The 20,242-nt window shown below is 72.8% G+C and carries 16 protein-coding genes and 2 pseudogenes; 7 read left to right on the top strand and 11 right to left on the bottom strand.

Features of this window, described 5'->3' with window-relative positions:
- Window positions 1-131: 131 nt before the first annotated feature.
- Window positions 132-1,184: a DUF2599 domain-containing protein gene (locus tag ACIPLC_RS26710; RefSeq protein ID WP_400475551.1), complete on the bottom strand. Its 1,053-nt coding sequence runs from the start codon at window positions 1,182-1,184 to the stop codon at window positions 132-134.
- A 110-nt stretch (window positions 1,185-1,294) separates the two neighbouring features.
- On the opposite strand from ACIPLC_RS26710, the pseudogene ACIPLC_RS26705 reads away from it, so the two are divergent.
- The 4 genes and pseudogenes from ACIPLC_RS26705 to ACIPLC_RS26690 all read left to right on the top strand — a co-directional run.
- Window positions 1,295-1,624: pseudogene (locus ACIPLC_RS26705) on the top strand (NmrA family NAD(P)-binding protein); the annotation flags it as partial.
- A 153-nt stretch (window positions 1,625-1,777) separates the two neighbouring features.
- Window positions 1,778-2,410 carry an RNA polymerase sigma factor gene (locus tag ACIPLC_RS26700; RefSeq protein WP_400475596.1) on the top strand — a complete coding sequence of 211 codons (633 nt, stop codon included), beginning with the start codon at window positions 1,778-1,780 and terminating at the stop codon, window positions 2,408-2,410.
- Entirely contained in the window at window positions 2,407-3,228 is an 822-nt protein-coding gene (locus ACIPLC_RS26695) for a hypothetical protein (RefSeq protein ID WP_400475550.1), read from the top strand. Before ACIPLC_RS26700 ends, ACIPLC_RS26695 begins: the two co-directional genes overlap by 4 nt.
- Before the next feature lie 305 nt (window positions 3,229-3,533).
- On the top strand, window positions 3,534-6,905 hold the full coding sequence (locus tag ACIPLC_RS26690) for a lantibiotic dehydratase (protein ID WP_400475549.1): 3,372 nt from the start codon (window positions 3,534-3,536) through the stop codon (window positions 6,903-6,905).
- A 44-nt stretch (window positions 6,906-6,949) separates the two neighbouring features.
- Here ACIPLC_RS26690 and ACIPLC_RS26685 read toward each other — a convergent pair whose 3' ends face one another.
- The 7 genes and pseudogenes from ACIPLC_RS26685 to ACIPLC_RS26655 all read right to left on the bottom strand — a co-directional run bounded on the left by ACIPLC_RS26685 (window position 6,950) and on the right by ACIPLC_RS26655 (window position 15,745).
- Complete coding sequence (locus ACIPLC_RS26685; protein WP_400475548.1) at window positions 6,950-9,307, bottom strand: Helicase associated domain protein; 2,358 nt, start codon at window positions 9,305-9,307, stop codon at window positions 6,950-6,952.
- Between the two features lie 839 nt (window positions 9,308-10,146).
- A pseudogene (locus ACIPLC_RS26680) lies at window positions 10,147-10,560 on the bottom strand (aminoglycoside phosphotransferase family protein); the annotation flags it as partial.
- Window positions 10,561-10,955: 395 nt separating this feature from the next.
- Window positions 10,956-11,657, bottom strand: coding sequence for a helix-turn-helix domain containing protein (locus tag ACIPLC_RS26675; protein WP_400475547.1), 702 nt, complete (start codon window positions 11,655-11,657; stop codon window positions 10,956-10,958).
- Complete coding sequence (locus ACIPLC_RS26670) at window positions 11,654-14,023, bottom strand: hypothetical protein (protein ID WP_400475546.1); 2,370 nt, start codon at window positions 14,021-14,023, stop codon at window positions 11,654-11,656. Before ACIPLC_RS26670 ends, ACIPLC_RS26675 begins: the two co-directional genes overlap by 4 nt.
- Before the next feature lie 5 nt (window positions 14,024-14,028).
- Complete coding sequence (locus tag ACIPLC_RS26665) at window positions 14,029-14,703, bottom strand: DNA-binding protein (protein WP_400475545.1); 675 nt, start codon at window positions 14,701-14,703, stop codon at window positions 14,029-14,031.
- A gap of 55 nt (window positions 14,704-14,758) precedes the next feature.
- Complete coding sequence (locus ACIPLC_RS26660; protein WP_400475544.1) at window positions 14,759-15,211, bottom strand: TetR/AcrR family transcriptional regulator C-terminal domain-containing protein; 453 nt, start codon at window positions 15,209-15,211, stop codon at window positions 14,759-14,761.
- A 51-nt stretch (window positions 15,212-15,262) separates the two neighbouring features.
- Entirely contained in the window at window positions 15,263-15,745 is a 483-nt protein-coding gene (locus ACIPLC_RS26655) for an SRPBCC family protein (protein ID WP_400475543.1), read from the bottom strand.
- Window positions 15,746-15,808: 63 nt separating this feature from the next.
- On the opposite strand from ACIPLC_RS26655, the gene ACIPLC_RS26650 reads away from it, so the two are divergent.
- Complete coding sequence (locus ACIPLC_RS26650) at window positions 15,809-16,438, top strand: TetR/AcrR family transcriptional regulator (RefSeq protein WP_400475542.1); 630 nt, start codon at window positions 15,809-15,811, stop codon at window positions 16,436-16,438.
- A gap of 157 nt (window positions 16,439-16,595) precedes the next feature.
- Here ACIPLC_RS26650 and ACIPLC_RS26645 read toward each other — a convergent pair whose 3' ends face one another.
- The 3 genes from ACIPLC_RS26645 to ACIPLC_RS26635 all read right to left on the bottom strand — a co-directional run bounded on the left by ACIPLC_RS26645 (window position 16,596) and on the right by ACIPLC_RS26635 (window position 18,595).
- The gene (locus ACIPLC_RS26645) at window positions 16,596-17,936 is read right to left on the bottom strand and encodes a M14 family zinc carboxypeptidase (protein WP_400475541.1); all 1,341 of its coding nucleotides are present in this window, start codon (window positions 17,934-17,936) and stop codon (window positions 16,596-16,598) included.
- A 223-nt stretch (window positions 17,937-18,159) separates the two neighbouring features.
- On the bottom strand, window positions 18,160-18,366 hold the full coding sequence (locus ACIPLC_RS26640) for a hypothetical protein (protein WP_400475540.1): 207 nt from the start codon (window positions 18,364-18,366) through the stop codon (window positions 18,160-18,162).
- Between the two features lie 19 nt (window positions 18,367-18,385).
- Window positions 18,386-18,595 carry a hypothetical protein gene (locus ACIPLC_RS26635; protein WP_400475539.1) on the bottom strand — a complete coding sequence of 70 codons (210 nt, stop codon included), beginning with the start codon at window positions 18,593-18,595 and terminating at the stop codon, window positions 18,386-18,388.
- Between the two features lie 407 nt (window positions 18,596-19,002).
- Between ACIPLC_RS26635 and ACIPLC_RS26630 the strand changes: the two genes are divergently transcribed.
- Complete coding sequence (locus ACIPLC_RS26630) at window positions 19,003-19,203, top strand: hypothetical protein (RefSeq protein WP_400475538.1); 201 nt, start codon at window positions 19,003-19,005, stop codon at window positions 19,201-19,203.
- A 205-nt stretch (window positions 19,204-19,408) separates the two neighbouring features.
- Window positions 19,409-20,059 carry a restriction endonuclease gene (locus ACIPLC_RS26625; protein ID WP_400475537.1) on the top strand — a complete coding sequence of 217 codons (651 nt, stop codon included), beginning with the start codon at window positions 19,409-19,411 and terminating at the stop codon, window positions 20,057-20,059.
- Window positions 20,060-20,242: the final 183 nt, after the last annotated feature.

The raw sequence follows: 20,242 nt of genomic DNA, 5'->3' as shown, positions 1-20,242 counted from the left end.
GCGGTGAGGCGGAGACGGGTTCGTGGCGGCAGAGGAACGGCAGCACGCCGCGATCCTGGGATTTCCGGTCCGGAAACACAAGAAGCCCCCCGCCGGCCCGAAGGCTGACGAGGGGCTTTGGCAGGCAGGTGCTACGAGTCCGTGTCCCAGTTGCACTTGGAGGCGAGCATCTTCTTGAGCTTCGTGTCACTGTCCCCGGTGAGTTCAGGGCGCCAGGTTTCCAGATCCCACGTCGGACCGCCGAAGTGCCCACCGCTGGTGTTGGGGTAGGAGAACTCCGCATGGCACAACAGCTGTTGGTAGGTCGAGTTCTCCTCGGTCTGCGTGGCGCCGGGGAACATGCGCGTGTTGGACCACACCTGCCTCCAGTCCTCATTCACGTCGCTGGCGGCGTCGTCGCTCCCCGTGACGGTCTTGAACGCGGCGGCCGTCGGGGTGACGTGGACGGACGTCAAGCGGCTGTTGGTCCAATTGACGTAGACCTCGGTCTTGTTCACCCACTTCGTGTTGGTGATGCCGCCGTAGCCGATGCACGCGGTCTGGCAGGCCTCGAAGGCGTCGGCCTGACCACCGCTCCACAGGATGTACTTGCCGGACTGGAAGTCCTGGCGTACGCCGTTGTTGTCATCGACGTTGCCGCCGACGTGTCCGGCGTTGTACTCGTCGCTCGTGGGGTAGCCGTACGATCCCCTTTCGTACCCGTACTGTCCCCACCACCATCCGATGTTGCCGTGTACCGCGTGCGCTCCGGTGCTGGGGGACCAGTAGACCGTGGCGTTCTGGAACTGCTGGCGGACGCCGATCCCGTCGGGGTTCTTCAGCTCGTCGGTGAGCGGGTACCCCATGTAGCCGCCCTCCCAGCCGTGCTGACCCCACTCCTGGCCGATGAGACCCCACACGGCGTGCGCCCCGGTGGTCGGGCTCCAGTAGATCGAGCCGTTGTCGAAGACCTGTCGGCGGCCGACCCCGTCGGGAAGGCCGAGTTCATCGCTGGTGGGACAGCCGAGAGACTGCTTCACACCGGGCGTCTGGGTGTACTCGGTCCAGATGGCGCCATCGACCGAGTGGGAGTCGCAGAAGGTTTCCGCGGACGCGGGGGCGGCCTGGACGCCCACCAGCAGGGAGGCGCCGACCGCACATGCGGCGAGTGCGGCGAGGAGCCGTGCAGATGTTGGCCTGTTCATGACCAGCAGTATCCACGGACGCAGCTGGTGCCGTACACCCCGCGCATGCGGCACTCCACCGGCGCGCACTGGTCCTCGCACGCCGATCGGGGACCGCTGCTGACGCGCGAGTGGGTGAACTACGGCCCCGCCAGTCGGAGTCCGCCCACGCCACCGAACTCGCCGCCACCGCGCCCGACCACGCGCGACCACGCGCGACCACGCGCGACCGCGTGCGACTGGTCCGCTCCGACTCGGCGGCCCTCGAAGTCCTGATCGGGCGGGCCGACCGCGTGTTCGCCAACACCGACTCCTTCGCGACGGGCAGCGCGGTGGGTGAGCATCGGCAAGGGCTGCACTTGCTGGCCGCCGCGGAGCGGGCCGGCGTGGAGCGATTCATCTGGTCCTCGTTGGACAGCACGATGTCCCTGACCGGCCACCCCGCCCCGCACTTCGACAGCAAGACCGCCGTCGCCGCCTGCGCGCCGCCGTCCCCGACTTCAGCCACGACTGCGCACAGCCACCGGCGGCCCGTCCGGTCGCCGGTGACGCAGGTCATAGGAACCGGAGCGGGCGGGGTACCAGATAGGGGCGTGGACTCTTCAGATCGAGATGTGCGGGCGCGGGTGCGGGCCGGTGACCGGGACGCGTTCGGCCGGCTCTTCGACACGCATGCGCGCGCGGTGTACAACCACGTGTTCCGGCTCACCGGGAACTGGTCGACGGCGGAGGACGTGATGTCGTTGACGTTCCTGGAGGCCTGGCGCCGGCACGACCGGGTCGAGGCGGAGGGCGGGTCCCTGCGGCCCTGGCTGCTGGGCATCGCCACGAAGCTGGTCAGCAACCAGCGCCGGGCCGCCCGGCGGCACTGGCAGGTACTGGCGCAGCTCCCGCGGGCGCGCGAGGACGTTCCCGACTTCGCGCAGGAGGTGGCCGGGCGGATCGACGACGCGGCGCGGATCGCGGTCCTGCACCAGGCGCTGGCGCGGTTGCGCCGCCCGGACCGTGAGGTGCTGGCCCTGTGCGTGTGGGCGGGCCTGGACTACCAGGAGGCCGCCGAGGCCCTGGGTGTACCGGTGGGCACCGTGCGTTCACGCCTGTCCCGGGCCCGGGTCCGGCTGGGCCGTCTCGCCGAGACGGCCCAGCACCGGGCGCAGCGGGAAAAAGTGGAACCCGGCCGTGGCCGGAACCAGATCCAGGGTGGGTCCGCGAGCGCGGCCCCGTCCCCGAAGGAGGTACACCAGTGAACGCCGGACAGCGGCCGGAGCCGGTCGAGCGCGCGGAACTGCTCGGGCAGGTGCCCGTGCCGGCCGAACGTGATCTCCCCGCAGGACGCCACGCCCTACACCGGGAGCGCCTGATGCGCCGGATCGACCTCGACACCCCCACCCCCTCCCCCACCCCAGCCCCAGCCCCCGCCAGGCCGCGTTTTCGGCGGCGGCTGGCGGTCACCCTCGCCGGTGCGCTCGTCGTGGGTACGGCCGTGGCCGTGGCCGTGACGCAGTCCTCGCGGGGCGGCGGCAGCGGGCCGCTGAGCTCTGCGGAACTGGCCAGCTGGACCGGCGTCCCGACACCGCTGGCCGCTTCGACGGGCCCGGGGGCCACCGCCGAGAAGTGGTGTCTGGACCGGATGACCGCCGGCCCGGGCGCCGGGGCACCCGTCACGATCACCAACGCGGACCTGCGGGGCAAGGTCGCCTCCATGGTCGTCAACCGCGGTGGCAGCGCCATGCTCTGCTACGTCGCCTCGAAGACCAGCGGTCTGTGGGAGACGATCGACCCGGTGAAGACCGTGGCGGCCGGTGCGGTGACGTACGACACGGGCGGCTCCCACGGTGACGGGGACGCCACGTTCAACTACGCGCAGGGCTCCGTCGGGGCCGACGTCAAGGCGATCACCATGCAGAGCGCCGGACGGACCTTCCAGGTCACCGTGGCGGACGGCCGCTGGACGGCCTGGTGGCCCGGCTCCACGTCACACGGCGGCGTCCCCGACACGGTCACCGTCACCCTCGCCGACGGCACCACCCGCATCGTCAGCGGCAGTTCGCTGTTCGTCAGGTGAGATCTCCCGGGTGCGCCGAAGCGGTCACGGTAGCGGTCACGGTCGGCCCCATACCCGGCCCTGCCGTCTTCGAACAGGCGTCCACGCCCCGGACCGACGGGGCGGGGCCGCTCCCGGGCCGGGGCGAGGGTCGCCACGAGTCGTGAACAGAGCCAGGCGACCCCGGCCCGGGTGAGCGGCGCCCGGAACACACTCCGGGCTGGTCAGGAAGCGCGGCTCGAGGTCGGGTTCTTCCTGCCCAGCTCGGATCAACGTCGGCTGAGGAGAAGGACGTTGATCGGACGTCTACCGACCCCGGGGAGTCTGTGGTCGTCGGCGCGAAGTCCGTGCTGTGGACGGTGGAGAGAAGACGGTGGAGAGAACCCGATCCTCATCCACAGGCCGCTGCCACGTGCCCGTGCCGACCGGCCACCCGCCTGTCCGCCCGTGTTCTCCGGAGACAGTCCATGCAACATCCAGCACCTCGCGGCCCCTCGTCCTTCGCATGTGCGGACATCGCCCTCCTGCGGGCCGCCGTACGGCCTTCCGGCCGAACCCTCCAGGTGGGCCCGCTGTCCCCGCGGAACGGTGAGACGGCACTCGTCGCGCAACTGGGGTATCTGCGGGAAGCCGCCGAGGACGCGGTGCTGTGCGAGGCCCTCGCCGTGTCCAGCCCGTCCCTCGCCGGCACCCTGGACAGGGTCCGGCTCAGGGAGCGGATGAAGCCCAAGGACGTACGGGGCGCGGTGGAGGCGGTGCTGCGCTATCGCCTGCGCATGGCGGGCCGGGCCACTCCGTTCGGGCTGATGGCGGGCGTGGCCGAGGCCGGGTTCGGCGGGACGGCGAGCGTGCGGTGGGGAACCGACCACGTGAAGTCGGTGAAGCCGGACATGGAGTGGCTGTTGGGAGTGGTCAAGGACCTCGAACGGCGGCCGGGCGTGTTGGAACGTGCACGGATCGTACGCAACGACCTGTGCTTCGTGCGCGGGGACCGCCTCGTGCTGCCCTTCGTCCCCTCCGGCGCAGACACGATGGCGGGAGGGGCCGGCAGCGCGAAGGAGGTGTCGGTGCGCTTCACCGCCCCGGTACGGATGGCCTGGGAACTGACCCGGGTGCCGGTGCCCTGCCACGAGGTGCGAGCGAGGATCTCGGCGGAGTGCGCGAACGTGGCGCCCGCGGCCGTGGCGGACTTGCTGCGCACGCTCGTCGCCCGCGAGATCGTCCTCACCGACCTTCGCCCGCCCCTGGGCGGCGGCGATCCACTCGGCCATGTGCTGGCACGGCTGACCCAGCACGCCCCGGCCGGCGGCCCCGATGCCCACGGCTCGCCCGCGATCACTCGGCTCACGTCCATCGAACGGGGTCTGGCCGGCTTCGCGAAGGCGCCCCTGGGCGAGGGCCGTGGGCAGTGGAACGATGTGGCCCGGCAGATGCGGAAGGTGCACCGGACCGACCAGGTCATCCAGGTCGATCTCGGCCTCAGCGCCCGGGTGGTACTGCCCCACGCGGTGGCCGGCGAAGTGGAACGTGCGGCGGACGTCCTGTGGCGCTGCGCCCCACCGGTGTCCCTGCCCGCGCACCTGCGCCAGTTCCACGCCGACTTCGTGGAACGCTACGGCACCGGGCGGCCGGTCCCCGTCAAGGAAGCCCTCGATCCGGACACCGGTCTCGGCGCGCCCGCCGGATACCTCGTCCCGCCAAGCGACAGGCGGGCTCCCCCCACCGACCACACCGCGACGGACCGGGATCTCCTGCTCGTGCGCCTCGCGCAGGAGGCCTCGCAGGACGGTACCCGCGAAGTGATGCTCGACGAATCGCTGATCGAGGCCCTCTCCCCGGGCAGCGGGGCCGCTGCGCCACCGTCCGGCGAGCTGCTGACCCAGCTCATGGCCGATTCCCTTCCAGGGCTGGAGGGTGGAGACTTCCGCCTCGTCGTGGTGGGAGCGTCCACCCTGGCGGGCTCCTTCGCCGGGCGCTTCGCGTCGCTGCTCCCGCGTGCGGACGAGCGGTTCGCCGAGATCCTTCGCGCCCTGCCCGCCCCCGACGGGGACGCGGTCCACGGACAACTGCGGTTCCCCACATTCCACTCCCGTGGTGCCAATGTCGCGCAGGTCCCGCAGTGGCTGGAACACGCCATCGGCATCGGGACGTACGCGGACCCCACCGCACCGAACACCCACCGGCTCGACGACCTCTCCCTGATGGCCGACCCCGAGCGCCTGACGGTGGTCTCGTCCAAGGACGGGCGCCGGATCGCACCGGGCATGCCGTGCATGCTGGATCCGAAACGGAACTCCCCCAACGCCGCCCGGCTGCTGCACGAGCTGGGCAGCGCCGGCTCCGGGGCACTGTTCTGGAACTGGGGCAAGGCCACGGCACTGCCGTACCTCCCGCGCGTACGCCACGGCCGTACGGTTCTGTCGCCGGCGCGCTGGCTCCTCCAGGGCACCGCGTTGACGCAGACGGACGACTTCGCCGCGTGGCGGACCGGGCTGCTCGCGTGGCTGCGGAAGTGGCGGGTGCCGAACCGGGTCCGGGCCGGGGTCGCGGACAACCGCCTCGAACTGGACCTCGCCGAGCCGTCGCACCAGGTACTCCTCCACCGGCAGCTGCGCCGCCACCCCGACACCACACTGGAAGAGACACCCGCGGGTGGCGCGTTCGGCACCGGCTGGCTGGCCGACCACGCGGGGCACGAGCCCCGCACCGGGCACACCAACGAGATCGCGTTCACGCTGCTGCGGCGGGCCGCACCTGCCCCCACCACCTCCCGTCCAAGAACCCGTACCACCACGCTCACCACGCTCACCACGGACCACGGGCGAAGCCCCGTCCCGGCGGCCCGTTCACGCAACGAGTTCCTCCCCGGCGAGGAATGGCTCTACGCCAAGATCTACTCATCGGCCGATCGTCACCACGAACTGATCGCCCACCATCTGCCCCGCCTCATCGAGGCGTTACCGCCCACAGCCGACCGCTGGTTCTTCATCCGCTACCGGGATCCAGACCCGCATCTGCGACTGCGTTTCCATCTGTCGGACCCCGAGGCGGCCGGGCCTTTGCTGGGCACCGTGAGCGGCTGGGCAAGGGCGCTGCGCGATGCGGGACTGATCGGCAGGCTAGCCCTTGACACCTACGAGCCCGAGATCCAGCGATACGGCGGACCCGGCGCCCTCGCCGAGGCCGAGCACGCCTTCTGCGCGGACAGCCGCGCCGTGATGGAACAGCTGGCCACCAGATCCGGCCAGGCGGAACCGACCGATCTCATGCTGCTGGCAGCGGCCAACTACGCCGACATCGTCCGGCAACTCCTCGGAGCGGAGGCAGGCGACCCCTGGGTCATCGACAACATCCGGAGGACGGAACACCACGCGGTCTTCACGAAGCATCGCGCCACGGCACTGAGGCTCATCAATCCCTCCGGCGGCTGGCCGGGTCTGCGCGCACTCGACCACGGGGCCACCACACTGGCCAGCTGGCAGCGTCGCAGTGAACCCCTGCGCTCCTACGGCGAGTTGCTACGTGCTCAGGCCGAGTCCGGCAGCCTTCCCACGGACCTCGACAACATCGTCCACTCCCTGCTGCACCTGCACCACAACCGACTGATCGGCGTCGACAGAACAGCCGAGGGCAAGTCCTACGCACTGCTGCGAGGGGCCGTGAGGGCACACCACCAGCGCAGTGCGCAGCGACGATGACACGATCCGGGGGTGGGCCGGGGCGGCGGGGCGTGCGGGGCGGGTCAGCCGGCGACGGTCTCGGCCTCGTGCCGGTGGAGCGCGTCCAGGAGGGCGGTCTGCTGGTCGGTCAGCTTGCCGTCGGTGCGGGCCCCCGCCTGCTTGCGCAGCCAGGTGCCGGGCCGGAAGGCCGGGTCCGCCTCGCCGCCGGTGCGGTTGGCCGGGCCGGTGAGGGTGCCGCCGGCGGCGAGGTAGGCGAGCAGGCGGCGGTAGGAGCGGTTCCAGTCCGGCTCCAGGTGCCACAGCTCGTCCAGCGCGTCGAGCTTCGCGGTCTGGTCCTTGGTGAGGTTGTCGGCCTTGCGCTGGCGGCGCATCCACGCGCCCACGGCGTAGTCGTCCAGCTTCGCGGTCGCCGGGATCGCCAGGTGGCCGTGCTGGTGGCGGAAGGCCTTCGCGTAGGCGTAGCCGCGCTCCCAGGCGTTGGCGTTCTTCGACCAGATCATGCCGAGCGCGTCCAACTCGCTGACCCGGGCCGCGTCCAGCAGGCCCTGACCGTTGAGGTGCCGCTGGCGGGCGAGCCAGGAGATCAGCTCGGCGTGCTCCGTCCTGTCGATGGGGTCGAGGTGGCCGTGCTGGAGGTGGAACACGGCGGCGACGGCGTGCATCCGCTGCCACTCGACGGCGCGCGGGTTGAACGCACGGAGCTTGACGGTCTGGAGGATCTGCGCGGCGTGCTGGCGGGCGTTGATCCGCAGCCACTCGACCGGCGGCGCCACCGCCGCCGGCTGCTGCTGCGCGCCCTCGGTGGTCTTGGCCACGGTGGTGTGCGCGCTGCTCTGGGAGCGGTGGGCGCGCAGCTCGGTGATCCGGCCGACCACCCGGGCGTCGTGCGCGGCCAGAGCGCGCAGGACCCGCCAGATCGTACGGAAGCTGGAGGCCTCGATCTCGGCGTCGGCCTCGGCCTTCACGGCCTCGCCCGCGTCGTGGACCTCGGACGGGTCGGCGGCGGCCGTGTCGTCGCCGACCTCGGGGGTGGGCAGGTAGACCGGGATGATGACCCAACTGACCTTGCCCTGCCGGTAGGACTGGCGCAGCGCCCTCCCGACGGCCTGGACGATGTCGATGACCGACGACTTGGGGTCCGCGAAGCAGATGGCGTCGACGGCGGCGACGTCGATGCCCTCCGAGAGCAGGCGGGCGTTGGCGAGGATGCCGCACTCCTCGCCGTCCTCGCCGGTGTGGTTCTTGAACTCGGCGAACGCGGCCCGACGGTCGCGCAGGCGGTCGGTGCCGGCCACCGCCTTCGCCCAGATCCGCTCCGGGCGCTCCGCGTCGGGCAGCAGTTCCGAGGCGTCCAGCAGGGTGTTCGCGAACTCCCGCGCAGCCGACACCCGTGAGTGGAAGGTGATGACCCGGCGCAGGCCGAGGTCGGCGACCGCGCGCAGCACCGCGATCTGCAGGGCCAGGCGCAGCAGTTCCTCGTTGCTGCGCTGGGAGCGGAGGTCGGCGACGGCAGGGAGGCGGAGCAGTTCGCGCAGGTCCTCGTCGGTGACGACGGGGACCAGGACGCGGTAGTCGGCGAGGTAGCCGTGCTCGTTCCCCTGGGCGAGCGTCCAGGTGAAACAGGTCCTGCCGTAGACGCGGGTGTCGTCCATGGAGCACAGGGCGGGCAGTTGGTCGGCGTCGTCGGCGTCGTCGGCGTCGTTGGTGTCGGCGAGGTCGGCCAGGCCGTCCTTGGCCTTGCGGTCGTCCGCGATCCGCGGGGTCGCGGTGAAGTAGAGGCGGCGCTTCGCGGGGACGTCCGTGTCGTTGTGGACGGCGGCCCAGGCCTTGCCCTCGGAGCCGGCGGTGCGGTGGGCCTCATCAATGACGACCAGGTCCCAGGCGAGCAGTCCGTGCAACTGGTGGGCCTGGACGATGCGTTCCAGCGAGGCGTAGGTGGCGTACACGGTGACCGGCTCGCCAGCCTTCTCCGCCCGGACCAGGTCGGCGATCCGGGCCGCCTGCGTGGTCACCCGGGCGTGGACGCGTCCGCCGGCCTCCGCGCTCTCCAGCGCCTCCTCCCGCGAACACGCCGCCACCGCCAGGCCCCGACGGCCGCCCCGCAGCGACCACGACTCCGCGGTCTGCTCCAGCAGCTCGATCGTCGGCACCAGCACCAGCACCCGGCCCTTCGCGGCCAGGCGCCGGGCGCAGCCCGCGGCGATCAGCGTCTTCCCGGAGCCCGTCGCGGCGACCACCGTCGCCCGGCCGCCGTCCTTCACCTCACGCACCGCGGCCGCGACGGCGTCCTTCTGGAACCAGTGCAGCGGCAGCGGGTTCACGACCGTGCCGGACGGCTGCACCGGAACCGGCCGCCCAGCCTGGGCGCGCAGCCCGACCGGCACGTCCTGCTCGGCGCCGGCGGCGGCGGTGGTCTCCACGGTGGTGCTTCTCCTTCGGATGCTGAGACGGGCGGGGCGGGCAGGGTGGGAGCGCTGAGGCGGGGCCAGCCTGGTCGGCATACCTGCATGTTCTTCTGGTGCCGTACGAGATCCCTGCCCGGGCGGTTGAGCGTCTGGACCTCGGACCGGGGTGGTCGAGGTCGTGGACCGCAACGTGGAAGGCGGGGAAGGCTGAGGTCGTCAACCCGGTGAGATCCCTGGCTGACGTGCCGGTGATGGCTACGGTACCGATACGGCACTTCGCCTGGCAGACGAGGCAGCGGCACCGCCCGGAGTAGGAGTGCCTGGTCTCCACCGGCCGACAGCACGGCTTCGAGAGTCTAGCCGAGCGGTGGCTGCGGCTCGTCCTGGAAACGCCTCGCCATCTCCGCCTGCATCTGGGCCCAAGTCACCCAGGGCGAGTACTCCTTTTCGCCCTGCCCGCCACACATCGCCGCCGACCCCGAAGCCCACGAGAAGTGGATGCGACAACGCCGCGCCACCATGCGCAGGCTCCGGCGCACCGACCAACAACCCCATTACCGCCGGCTCCAGCCGCTCCTTGACGCGTACGCCGCCCAACTCACCTCAGACGTCGACGCCGAACACCATCGAGGACGCCGGGGACACCGGCGATCCCGGACTCGAAACCGTGCTGACCCGCAGGCACGCCGGGTCGGGAGCCGGCGGCCGCCACGACGTGACGCTCGGCTACTTCGGCCTGGGGCCCTTCGTCACCAACGCCCCGTCGAACCGGCTCACGGCCGACGTGCGGCGCGAGGGGGTCCGTTGGGTCCAGGAGTACTCACGCGGCGTCGCGCTCACACCGCCCACTCATGGCGATTGTGGGAGACCAGGTCAGCGGGCAGGAGGCCGTTCGTCACGAGCAACTCGCACTCGTCGTCGAGTTCCGCCGCCAGCGCGACGATGCTCCGGCCCGGCCCGGCCGGGCCGGGGCGGGGCGGCAGCGGCGCGTCGTGCAGCTTCCGGATGGCGGCGCCCGCCGCGGCCCACGCCGCCGACGACCCGGTCGACGGCCCGCCGAGGCGCCCAAGCGTCGTCCCCGGGAGTGCGGCGATCGCGAGCACGGGCGGCTTGCGCCACAGGGCCTCCGGGGTCGGAACCGGCGCCAGAGCCATCGCCTCGACCTCGACGTCGATGCGCGCCTGGTCGGCGTCCACCTTCAGGAACACGTCGCCGACGCGCAGGGTCGCGCGCTCGGAATGGGCGACAACGACTTTGACCTCATCCATGGGCGACCAGTATCCCGGGGACGGCCGCCGACCTCGCCGGGTCTATCGCGTGCGATGACGCGGCTGACCACGTCCCGCTACCCGGCGGCGCGGGGCGCGCCCTGCTCGGCACCTTGGGAAGGGGGTCAGTCGGTCCACCTGACTGGGTTGCCGTGCAGATTTCCGTCCCCACAGGGCCAGGCGCCAGGGGCAAGTGGGCCGAGCGGGGTCTGGAAAAGCAGCAGCTCGTCGTCCAACGCGAAGGCGACCTGCCCGGTGTCGAGCAGCAGGGTGCGACACATCCTGCCGCATTGGAAGGACCGTGTCGGGCCAACGGTGGATCAGATGGGCCAGCTAACGACGCTCGTCACACTGAGTCACAATGTCGCGCTCAGTCACAAGAGGCCAACCGGGGCCTACTCCTCGGGGATCCAGCCGCGGACTTCCAGGTAGGCGATGTCGGCGTCCTCGACGGCGCGACCGGTCTCCACGAGCCAGGCCTTCATGGCCTCGGTGACGTCGCCGTGGTGGTCGGCGACGCGCTGGGACCACTCGGCGGCGTCGAACCCGCCGGTGGAGGCGGAGCCGTAGGTGCGCTCCTCGGTGCCGTCCACGCGGGGGATGAAGCCGCGCCGGATGCCGCCGGAGTCCTGCTCCGACCCGGCCGAGTACACGTACTGGTCGGCCTTCATCCGCACGGTGAACGCGAGGCGACCGCCGGCCTGGCCGGTCTCGTGCACCACCGGGGCGAGGTGTGAGGCGCCGGACCTGATGGCCTGCTTGCCCGCGCGGCCGGCCATCGACCCGCCCGCCTCGCCGACGGTGTCCTTGCCCCGCACCCGCGCCTTCTGCCCCGTCTTCGTGCGGCGGCGGGTGGTGTTCGCCTCGGCGATGCCTGACAGCGCCTCTTCGTCGCGTTCGCCGCCGCGCACCGCGCGGACCATCTGACGCAGCGCGTTGACCATGCTCGCGCCCTTGCCCTTGGTGAAGAACTGCGAGACCAGACTGGCGTCGCGGCCGAGCATCCTGGCGACCTGGCGCTTGGTGTAGCCCTGGTCGATCAGCTGCTGGGTCAGCCTCGCGGCCTCGTTCGGCTGGTTCGGGTCGGCCGGGCTCACTGGTCAGTCCCCTTCTCGGCGAGTTCGGCGCGGCCCTGGGCGCGCAGCTTGAGGTACTGCTCCTGGCTGGCCGGGTGCTCGACGGGGCCGCTCAGGTGGCCCTTGAGGAGGTAGTCGCCGGGTTCGCCCCGGTACGGCCACGGCTGGCGCTCGGTCAGCGCGATGCCGTCCGTGCCGAAGTACACGACGCTGCCGGGCTTCGCGTGCAGCGCCCCGGCGTACCCGATGACCTCCTTGCCCTGCCGGTACTTCATGTCCAGCAGCGCCGCCCGCGCCCCCGACCACACGTACGCCGCCCACTCCGGGTGCGCGTACGGGTCGCGGGAGAAGCCGGCCTGCCGCTGCCACGTCACCACCTCGCCCGCCTGGCCGAGGATCTCCACCCCGGCCGGGAGCGCCTCACCGACCGGCGTGGTGCCCGACACCAGGCGCGGGCGCTGCGCGAAGCCGCCCAGGCCGAACAGCAGGACGCTGCGGACCGCGCGGCTGGCGAGGTAGGCGGCGGTGCGCTGCCGCCCGTCGGCGTGCAGGCGGGAGAGATTGGTCAGGTCCGCCCAGGCGGCCTTGAGGCGCTTGCCCCACTCGTCCAGGGGCTTGCCGTCCTCCCACAGCAGGCCGCCCAGGATCTCGATCCGCCACGGCATCAGGTGGTTCGAGAGCGCCAGGTGGACCTCGGCCCCGCCCGCCCAGGTGGTGAAGGTGGCACCGGGCTCCGAGGGGTAGACCCAGGCCCGGTCACCGGTGACGGGCGCGGGCAGCAGACCGACGTGGTTCCAGCCGGCCGGGACGGTCACCCGGATGTTCCAGTGCGAGCAGGACATCAAGGCCTTCGCCTGCTCCTGCTCCGACATGGCGGCGAAGCGGGCCGCGGTGACCCGGACCGGGGTGCCGACCGGGGACTTCCACAGGTGCTTCGCGTAGGCGAAGGTGCGGTCGTACTCCACCAGCGCCGGGAGCTGCTCCGGGACGCGCGGGGGCAGGATCAGCTCGGTGCGGCCCTGCCCGCCCGTGGCGTGCAGCAGGCCCCGCAGTTCCTCGGACAGCACCGGGTAGCCCCCGGCCCACTTGCCCGTCGTCGGGATGGTCCGCGACCACAGGTCCCGGCCCGTCTGCGACGGCGAGCCCATCAGGACCGCGTCGTCCCAGTGGCGGCGCAGCGCCTGCCACAGCAGCCGGAAGGCGTCCCGGCAGGTGAGGACGTCGGCGCCGTCCGGGTCGAACCACTCCCCCATGGAGCGGATCTCGGTGCTGCCGCTGTCCGGCGCGCTCGCGGGGGCGTAGCGGCCGACCGGCTGACGCTGGTGGACGAAGTGCCCGGCCAGCTTGTCCCGGCCCGAGCCGACGGCGGTCGTCCACCGCTCCGACGGCGTGTTCAGCCAGGCCGCCACCGCGTCCTTGAGCGTGGAGTACCGTTCGGCGCCGTCGTGCCACGGGGCACCTGCGGTGATGTAGACCCGCTCGGTGCCGGGCGCGGTGGCCAGGACGGCGTCCAGGATCTCCCCGGGGGTCCGGGCGCCGAGGTCGAGCCGCACCGTCTGGTCGCGAACCGCGAGAACGCCGGTCGCCGCGTCCAGGAACACCGTGGAGCGGGCCTGCTGGGTGAAGTTCGGGCGCTTGGACACCAGACCGGTGGTCACCGCCTCGAACCGCGCACCGGCCGGGCCCTCCGGGAGCCCGGGGAGCTCGCGCGGCCCGGCCGCCATCCCCGCTGCCACCCCCGCTGCCATCCCCGCCGGCATGGCAGCGACCGGAGCGACCGGAGCGACCGGAGCGACCGACGCTGCGGGTTCCACGAACGGACCAGTCGGGCCCGGGTCCTCCGCGTCGGCTGCGGTCTCGGGAGCGGCGGCGGGCTGCTCGACCACGGCCTGGTCCTCGCCCTCGGCTTGGTCCTCCCCGTCGGTCTGGTCCTCGCCGTCGGCCTCGCCCTCGGCCACCTCCGGAGCCACCTGCAAGACCTCGGCGGGCGAAACCGGCTGCCCGGCCACGACGGGGCGGGTCAGCGCCGGAGCGGCCGCACCTGCGGGCTCCGGCTGCGGCGCGGGCTCGGCCACGGGCGGCGGCGCCTGGACGGGCGCGGCGGTGACGGCCCGGTCCTCCGCCTTGGCGGCACGGACGGCCACCGGGGTCGGGTCCAGCAGCGGCGAGATCCGCACCACGGCCGCCACGGACAGGCCGGCGGCCTTGGCGATCGGCGCCGCCTGCGCGCCCTCGTACCCCGCGAGTTCGGCGACCCGGCGGGCACGCTGGCCGTTGAGCTTGTCGAGCGCGGCCTGCGCGGCCGCGACGGCCTTCTCGGCGGTCTGGATCTCGGCGCGCAGCGGGCGCAGCTCGGCGAGCTTCGCGGTGTACGTCTTGCGGTCCATCAGGCTTACTCCCCCTCGGCGGCGGGCTGGTCGGCGGCGACCGTGGCGGCGACCGTGGCGGCGGTCGTGGCGGCGGTCGTGGCGGCGGTCGTGGCGGCGGTGACATAGGCGATCGGGCCGCCGGAGACCGACGGCAGGCGGGTGCCGAGCAGCAGGCCCGCCAGGCGGGCGTCCTGCGGGTCGGCCGGGTCGGCGGCGTTCGCGGGGGCCGTGAGGTCGGTCAGGTAGCCGGCCAGACGGGCCTCGGTGAACCGGTAGCGGGCCCCGGTGCCGACGGTGCCGTCGGCCTCCCACTCGGTGAGGCCCGTCAGCACCGCGACGATGTAGCCGGCCACCGTCACCGGCAGCACCCCGCCCGCCGCGACACGGGCCGGGTCACAGCGCCACCAGCCGGACAGCGCGGCCAGCAGCTGCGCCTCGTCGAGCGCCGTGCCGAAGCCGATCCACTCCCGGTCCGCCTCCTCGACCCGCGCGGGGACGTCCGAGCGCAGCACCGCGACCTCGGCCGTTCCGAGCGCGGGCAGATCTGCGCCGGGCCGGGCCTGGAGCTGCTGGAGTGCGGCCAGCGGGAACACCTGCCGCCCCTCCGCGCGCACGCCGGGGACCACGCCGGTGGCCATCAGCTTCCGCACCGTCGGGATCGAGCACTCCAGTGCCGACCCGGCTTGACCGGTCGTCACGAACACGCCCACAAGCTCCACGCCTCTTCATCTAACTTGAAATGCGAGACCGACTCTACGCCGACCCGCCGACACCCTGGCCGATCCGGGCGAGGGAGGGGTAGCTGCCGGTGGCGACGAGTTCGTGGAACGAGCCGCGGGGGTTGTCGGACGGGGTCTGCTGCTCCTGGGTCAGGCCGAGCGTGAAGTAGACGATCGACCAGCACAGGCGGGCCGCGTCCGGTTCGGGGTGTCCGGCGTCCAGCAGGGCGCCGGCGATGGTGTCGGCGACGCGCAGGGTCTTGCCCGTTCCGGTGAAGGTCCCGGCGACCAGGCGGCCGCCGTCGCGGTGGGCGAGCAGGGCGTCCCGGTAGCGGGTGGCGACCGTGCGGGCCCGTTCGACCGGTTCGTCGGGCAGGTGGGTGACGTCGACGGAGCCGACGATGTGGTCGGCCATCATCTCGATGAGCGTCTGCTTCGTCTTCACGTACGAGCTCACCGAGTTGAGGTGGGAGCCGGGGGCCGACACGCGGGTCGGCCCCCTTGGTGCGGCCCCGGACGGGACCCGCCTGCCGGGTGATCAGCGCGCGAGCCCGCGCAGCATCCGTACGTAGGGGCTCCAGTTCGCCGGTCGGACCACCGTGCCCGTGCAGGCCAGTTCGGCGCGGTCCAGGCCGTCCTCCAGGCAGGCGTCATGGAGGGGGCGGAAGACGAGCGGCCACGTGAGGCGGGCCGGGCCGCGGGCGGCCATGGCGAGGGTGTGGCGCAGCAGGGTGCGGTCCTGGTCGACGGCTAGGGCGGCGAATTCGTGGAACCCGTGGAAGCCGCGCGGGCCGCTGAAGGCGAAGCGCACCCATTGCGAGGGGACGTACGCGGCGACGGTGTAGCGGACCGGGCCGTGTCCGCCGCTCGCCCCGACCCCCAGGGGGCGGTCGAACTCCATCGGCGGCCAACCGCCCTGCGGCCACAGCCTGTCGTCGCTGCTCGCCAGGGTGTCTATCAGCGCTCCCACCTCGCTTCGCTGCGCGGCCAGCAGGCGCTCGTGCACGTTGTAGACGCCCATGCGTCCTCCTCGGACTCGTTCTAGAGGAAAGTCTCTAATATTCTGGAGAGTACTCTCCAATCCATGGCAAGACCACCTCGCTTCGATGCGCAGCAGTTCCTCGACGCCGCCGTGCGACTGGCCGCCGCGGCGGGCCCGGCCGCGGTGACGATGTCCGCGGTAGCCGCGGAGGTGGGCGCCCCGAGCGGTTCGGTCTACCACCGCTTCCCCGGACGGACCGCGCTGCTCGCCGAGGTGTGGCTACGGACGGTGGAGGGCTTCCAGGAGGGCTACTTCGAGGCCGTCGAAGCAGGCGCCGACGCGCGGCGGGCCGGGTGTGCGGCGGCGCGCCACGTCGTCGCCTGGAGCCGCGCGCACCCGCTGGAGGCCGCCCTCCTCCTCTACGGCGCCGAGGACTTCGGGCGCGCCGACTGGTCCGAGGCACACCTCCAGCGCGCGGAGCACGGCGACCGGCAGGTGCGCGCCGCCCTCGCCGCCCTCGCCACCGCCCTGGGCGCCGAAGGCCCGCAGGCCACCGAACGCGTCGCACTCGCCGTGGTCGACCTGCCCCTCTCCCTGGTCCGCCGCCACCTGCGGGCCGACGACCCCCTCCCCGCCCATGCCGAGGACCTCGCCGAGGAGTGCACCGCGGCACTGCTCAGTTCCCTACCCGCAGGATCGGCATCGCCGCCAACACGGCCGGCCACCGGCTGAACTGACGGACGCCGGGAACGGGCGCGGGAACGGGTGCGGGAACGGGCGCCGGAAACGGGAACGGGAACGGGAACGGGAACGGGTGCGCCGAGACGGGCCGTCTCGGCGCACCCGCGATCGGCGAGAGAAGGCGTCCCCCTACCGGTCACGCCGAGCGTCAGGCGTCGGCCGTCGTCGCATGGCTGAGCTCCACGGCGGCCTGGACGGTGTTCGCCTGGTGCTCCGCCTGGCGCGCGACGGGCAGCCAGGCCGGCTGGAAGCGCTGCTGGTACTGGGCGCACCAGTCCCGCAGGAGGTGGTCGAGCCGGGCGACGGCCGGTGCGGTGGGGGCCTCGGCCGGGTCGATGGCGCGGCGGAGCAGTGCGGCCGCGCGGACCGGGATTCGGTGGGCCCACAGTTCGATGCCCGCCAGTCTCGCCTCGGTCATGGGCGTCGGCCGGAGGAGGCGCTGTCCGCCGGCCTGCGGGTCCCATTCGTCAGCCAGTTGCCGCGACGCGGTCAGCGGTGTGCGCGCGGCCCGGAGCAGGGCGGTGTCGTCCAGGTGGGGCAGGGCCGCGTCCATCAGTTCGGTGACCAGCCGACCGCGGTCCCGGACCTGATCGGCACAGGCGGTCAGGCGCTCGCAGGGGTCGGCGGCCGGGCGGGTGTCCCCGAGGTGGTCGCTGACCCAGGCCGGTGTCTCGACGATGACCGTCGCGCCGCCGTAGCGCTGGGGGGCGAACCAGGTGGTGGCGCGGACACCTCCCACCTCCTGCTGGTCCGTGTGCTGTGGTGCCAGCATTCCCGTGCTGCTTTCCTGCTGGTCTATGTGGTGCGGCGCCATCATGAAGACGCCCGGGCCCGATTCGCCCAGCCAGAAGGTGTCGTAGGGGCCGGTCTCGACCGGGATCCCGAGTGCGGCGGCGGACGTTCCGAACGGCTCGGCGAGGCCGGCCAGATCGCAGGTCGCCTGGATGAAGGTTCCGCCCACGTCGGCGCTGTGGAGGGAGAACTGGAGAGACGGCCGGAGTTCGTCGATCAGGTCGAGAAGGGCCCGGCTCTCGGGGAGGTGCCCGCCGATCACCGGGGCCCATTCGGGCTGTTCCTCGGCGGCGGGGCGGAAGTAGTGCTCGAAGTACTCGGGCAGGCTTCGGGTGCTGCCGCTGACCTCTGCCAGGCGCGCCCCGTCGGGATCGAGGCAGAGCAGGAAGTTCCAGGTCACCGCCTCGTGCAGAGAAGGCTGCGCCAGGACCCGGTGGGCCAGTTCCACGATGCCGGCGCGGCCGGAGAACTCGTCGGCGTGCGCACCCGTCACGATCAGCACGTTGTCGGCGGCACGGCCGATCGACAGGAGCACCAGCGGCCGGCCGGCGCGGGAGGTCCCGACGGTGCGCACGCGGCAGAGTCCCGGATTCCTGGCGGCCAGCAGGTACGCCGTGTCGGAGAGCTCTTCCAGTGTGGGGTAGCGGTCATGAAGCAGTACCGCCCTGCCGGCACTGGTCGAAGTATCGGTCAACATCAGCGTCCTCCCCTGCGCGCCCATCCCGGCTCCGCGCCAGCGGCGGCCGCCGGCTCGCACCGGCTCCGCCCCTGGCCGTGGCGAGCGTATGACACCCGCCGGGCCGTCCGCTCAGGAACCGCTGCCACCGAACTCCGAGGCGCGCCTCGGCAGGGGTTCTCGTGCGGGCCGCCGCGCCCGGGGCCGTTGAGGCCTTGTCCCGGCACGGCGGCGGGGCGGGGGATCAGGCGTTGGCGAGGCTGATCTGGTCGTTGAAGATCACCCAGTGCTGGCCCGGGTCCTTGGGGTCGCACGGCTTCGCCGAGTCCTTCGGGGTGCAGAGCAAGGAGTTCCAGGCGTAGCCGGGCGGCCCGGTGGCCCGCCGCTCCTTTCCGGGGACGGCGGGCCACTGCTGTGACCTGCGGTGGAAGGGTTCGGCGGGCGGAACCAACCGGCCCGCCGGCGCCGGGCTAACCGGCCTCGGTGAAGGTGAGACCTCCGGGCCCGAGCAGCCTGCGTGCGTCGGCGGCGGGCTGTCGGGGAAGGTCAGGGTCCGGGGTCGGCGGCTCCTGGAACAGCGAGCGTTCCACCGGGAGCAGCCGCTCGCGCTCCTCGCTCGGGGGCTGGTCTGCGGAGGGTTCGGAGAAGGGCTGCCACATCGGGCGCCGGTCGGCGGTCATGATCGACAGTGTGGCAGGCACAGCCGTCACCGGTGTCGGCAGGACGATCCGGCTGGCACCGATCCACTCCGGGGGCGCGAGCAGCCCCGGCTGTCCCACCCCTGTCCCAGGTCCAGCTGCGGACGGCTGCGGACAGCTGCGGAACGTCGCGACCTGGGCAAACAGGCTGGGCCGGGGTACGCGCGACATCGCGGAACGGGCGGCGGGTCCACAGACGTCCAGGCTCCGGCAGGACTCCGCGCACCTCCAGGTGCCGGACGACAGGGCCGGCGCGATGGTTCGGGTCCGGCCGACTTCCCGCAAACCGGCCCCAGGCCACCAGCCACTCTGGCATGCTCACCCGAATGGCAGCAGACTCCGGGTAGCCGGAGCCTCACGCAGGGTCAACTACCGGGCCGGGGTGAACAGTGCAGTACACGATCAGCGCGACGGCGTTCCTCGCGATCCTCATCGTCATCCGGCTCCGACGCCGGACCCAGTCCCGCAGCCGCACCGACGAGGCGTTCACCGTCTTCACCGCTGTCGTGTTCGGCGTCCTGATCGCCGCCACCGCCTGGGGCCACGCCATCCTCCAACTCGTCGGCATCGCCGTCCAAGCCACCCACTGACACCCCCGGGCGGCGGCGAGCACCCGGACGCCTCCCGGGCGCACCACCGGTCAATCCGTCGCCCTGCACAGCAGCACCCCGAGGAAGGACACCGGTTTGACCAGGACGGACACGGACGCGGACACGGACGCGGACGCGGACGCGGACGGAGCCCGACGTGGCTAGGCGCAGGCCTCCGGCACGGCGCCGCCGCGGCCGCGGGCCCGTGCAACGCGATGACGCCACCTGGCTCGTCCACGGGCTCGCCGCCCTGGTGGCGCTCAGCGCGGCGGCCGCCGCGGTGCGGTGGCTGGCCGCGAACTGGTGGGTGCTCGTGGCCGCCGCCCTCGCGGCCTGCACCGCCGCCGCGGCCCTGGTGCGCGCCCGGACGGCCACGGCCCGCCGGCAGCGGCTGCGCGCCGCCCAACTGCGGCTGGCCTTGAGCGGCCCGGGCGGGATCGACCACATGAAGCCGGACGCGTTCGAGTACGCGGTCCGCGACCTGCTGCAGCGCGACGGCTGCCGCGCGCGCAAGGTCGGACGCTCCAACGACCAGAGCGTCGACGTGCTCGCCGAGGACCCGACGGGCCGGCGCTGGGCCGTGCAGTGCAAGCACAAGCAGGACCCCGCCGGCGGCAAGCCGGTAGGCGTCGGCGTCCTGTACGCCCTCGCCGGCACCTACCAGCGCGTCCACGCCGCCCACATCGCCGTCGTCGTCACCAACGGCCGCTTCTCCCGCGACGCCCTGCGGTGGGGCGCCGAACAGGGCGTCCTCCTCGTCGACCGGGCCGTCCTCGCCCGCTGGGCCGCCGACGGCCAGCCCCTGTGGGACGTCCTGCCCCGCGTCCCCGCACCCCGCAACGGCCGGCAGAGCTGAACCCCACCGCCCGCAGCGCCACCGGCCGCCGTCGGGCAGGCCTACCCTGACCCGCGGCAAGGGGCGGGGCCGAACGTGGAGTTGAGCTGCCCCATCGACGAGGTCCCGCGCGGGCCCGTCCGCTGCGGCCCGGCCCGGCCCTGCCGGCCAGGGGCGGAAGCAAGGGACCCGGGCAGATGCCGG

This window comes from Kitasatospora sp. NPDC086801 (genome assembly GCF_044745805.1).
Lineage (GTDB): Bacteria > Actinomycetota > Actinomycetes > Streptomycetales > Streptomycetaceae > Kitasatospora.
Note: the sequence above shows the minus strand (reverse complement) of the source record. Positions and strands in the feature narration are given on the sequence as shown.

Coding starts and splice junctions, on each gene's coding strand:
- ACIPLC_RS26710 (WP_400475551.1), bottom strand. CDS start 1,184: ATGAACAGGCCAACATCTGCACGGCTCCTCGCCGCACTCGCCGCATGT.
- ACIPLC_RS26670 (WP_400475546.1), bottom strand. CDS start 14,023: ATGGACCGCAAGACGTACACCGCGAAGCTCGCCGAGCTGCGCCCGCTG.
- ACIPLC_RS26655 (WP_400475543.1), bottom strand. CDS start 15,745: ATGGGCGTCTACAACGTGCACGAGCGCCTGCTGGCCGCGCAGCGAAGC.
- ACIPLC_RS26650 (WP_400475542.1), top strand. CDS start 15,809: ATGGCAAGACCACCTCGCTTCGATGCGCAGCAGTTCCTCGACGCCGCC.
- ACIPLC_RS26645 (WP_400475541.1), bottom strand. CDS start 17,936: ATGTTGACCGATACTTCGACCAGTGCCGGCAGGGCGGTACTGCTTCAT.
- ACIPLC_RS26635 (WP_400475539.1), bottom strand. CDS start 18,595: ATGACCGCCGACCGGCGCCCGATGTGGCAGCCCTTCTCCGAACCCTCC.